Source organism: Halorubrum sp. AJ67 (assembly GCF_000513435.1).
In genome coordinates, this window is the sequence record NZ_CBVY010000008.1 from 186,211 (window position 1) to 187,967 (window position 1,757).

At 70.1% G+C, this 1,757-nt stretch carries 1 protein-coding gene and 2 pseudogenes; 1 reads left to right on the forward strand and 2 read right to left on the reverse strand.

The features are described 5' to 3' along the window. Positions 1 to 156: 156 nt before the first annotated feature. Entirely contained in the window at positions 157 to 531 is a 375-nt protein-coding gene (locus tag BN903_RS08955; protein WP_048077409.1) for a YlbF family regulator, read from the reverse strand. Positions 532 to 600: 69 nt separating this feature from the next. Next, positions 601 to 1,255 (reverse strand): annotated as a pseudogene (locus BN903_RS08960) (alpha/beta hydrolase). Between the two features lie 119 nt (positions 1,256 to 1,374). Between BN903_RS08960 and BN903_RS17425 the strand changes: the two are divergent. Further along, positions 1,375 to 1,757, forward strand: a pseudogene (locus BN903_RS17425) (hypothetical protein); the annotation flags it as partial.

The following is a 1,757-nucleotide window of genomic DNA, read 5'->3' on the forward strand; positions in this document are numbered from 1 at the left end:
GGGCGAGCCCGAGGGTAGTCGTCGTCTTTCCGCTTCCGCCCTTGCCGCCGGCGACGGCTATCACGGGGAGGCTGCGTCGCTATCGGATATAAGGTGTCGGGAGAATCGCCGGGCGCGACGGACGTTCGGTCGCGACGCCGGGCATCGACCCGCCGGTCAGTCCTGACAGCAGCCGCCCGCCTCGCCGCCGAAGTCGACCGCGAGCGGCTCCGAGATGGCCTCGTTGACGGCTTCGAGCGTGTCTTCGAGCTCGTCTTGCGCGTCGAGGTACTCGCTCATCACGGGCATCGAGTGGAGTTCGTCCTGCGCCTCTTGGACGCGCTGAAGTCCCTCGTTCGTCGCCTGTCCGGACTGCCGCGCCTGCATGAACTCGGCGCGAAGCTGCTCGAACTCGTCGATCCGGCTCTGGACTTCCTCGTCGCGCTGGACCGCAGCTCTCGCCTCTTCGAACCGCTCGTACTCCGGGGTTTCGGCGATCCGTTCGCCGAGCTCTCGGCCGAGGTCCTCGATGGAGACCTGTTCGACGCTCATACCCGAACGTCGTGACCGAGCCGTTTGAACCTGCCGGAGCCGGGGGTCAGGGTCGGCTTTCGGCGTCCGCTACACCTGTGATTCGACGAACTCGACGACCGCCTCCAGCTCCTGCGGGCCGATGCCGTGCCCGCCCGGGAAGCTCCCGTGGGTGACGGCGGCGTCGACGGCCTCCAGTCGCTCGACGGCGGCGTTCGTCCGCTCGTCGGGGATCACGCGGTCGCCCGCGCCAGCGCCGACGAAGACGGGCTTGCCCTCGATCCCGTCCGGGTCGAGGTCGGCGTGCGACTCCGGGAGGTAGCCGTGGAGCGCGACGACCCACGCGTAGCGGTCCGGGTCCTCCAAGAGGAGCGAGAGGCTCGTGATCGCGCCCTGACTGAACCCGAGCAGGCCGAGCCGGTCGGCGTCAAGTCCGTAGGCGTCGACCGCCCCCTCGACGCTCTCGACGATCAGGTCGAGGCTCCGCCGGAAGTCGGCGGCGTCGGCTGGCTCGATTCCAGTCCGCCGGCGAGAGGTCGAGTTCGTACCAGGTGTACCCGCCCTGAAGCGGATCGGGCGCACGGAGGCTGATCACGTGGAGTTCGTCCGGGAGTTCGGCGGCGACCGGGAGCAGGTCCTCCTCGTCGGCCCCGCGGCCGTGGAGGACGAAGACGGCGGGTGCCGGCTCGCCGTCCGTGCCGTCGTCGGGCGCGACGTGAACGTGTTCGAGCGGAACGTCTGTCATCGCCTGAGGGTTGACAGGGGCAGCCGTTAGGTCCGTCGGCCGCGGCAGCGCGTCGGTTCGGGCGGACCAGTCCGGCTTTCGGGGTGTGATTTATACGGTGTCCCCCTCACGGGCCGCATATGGGTCCTCGCAGCCCCTCCGTACTGGTAGCGCTGTTCCTCTGTGTGACCGCGGTGGTCGCCGTGGCACCGGTCGACGCGCGCGCACCCCCGACGCCCGTCTGCGGCGTCTGCGAACTCGACCGCACGACCGCGGACGGAACGTCCGTGGTCGCCGGCGGGAGTTCGCTGACCGTCACCGTTCACGGGAACGGGTCGACGACGTGGGACGCGCGGGTCGACCTCGCGGCCGGCGGCGACGCGCTCGCGGCCAACGAGTCGCTCCGTCGCACGGTCGTCTCTGACGCCGTCGGGAACGGGATCGCGGAACCGAGAGATGTCGACGCTCGGATCGACGGGGACGCGCTGGCGGTCACGTACCGCGATCCGAACGCCACGGAACG

What these genes read in the sequence shown, in the direction of transcription:
- BN903_RS08955 (WP_048077409.1), bottom strand. Translation starts at nt 531, where the DNA reads ATGAGCGTCGAACAGGTCTCCATCGAGGACCTCGGCCGAGAGCTCGGC.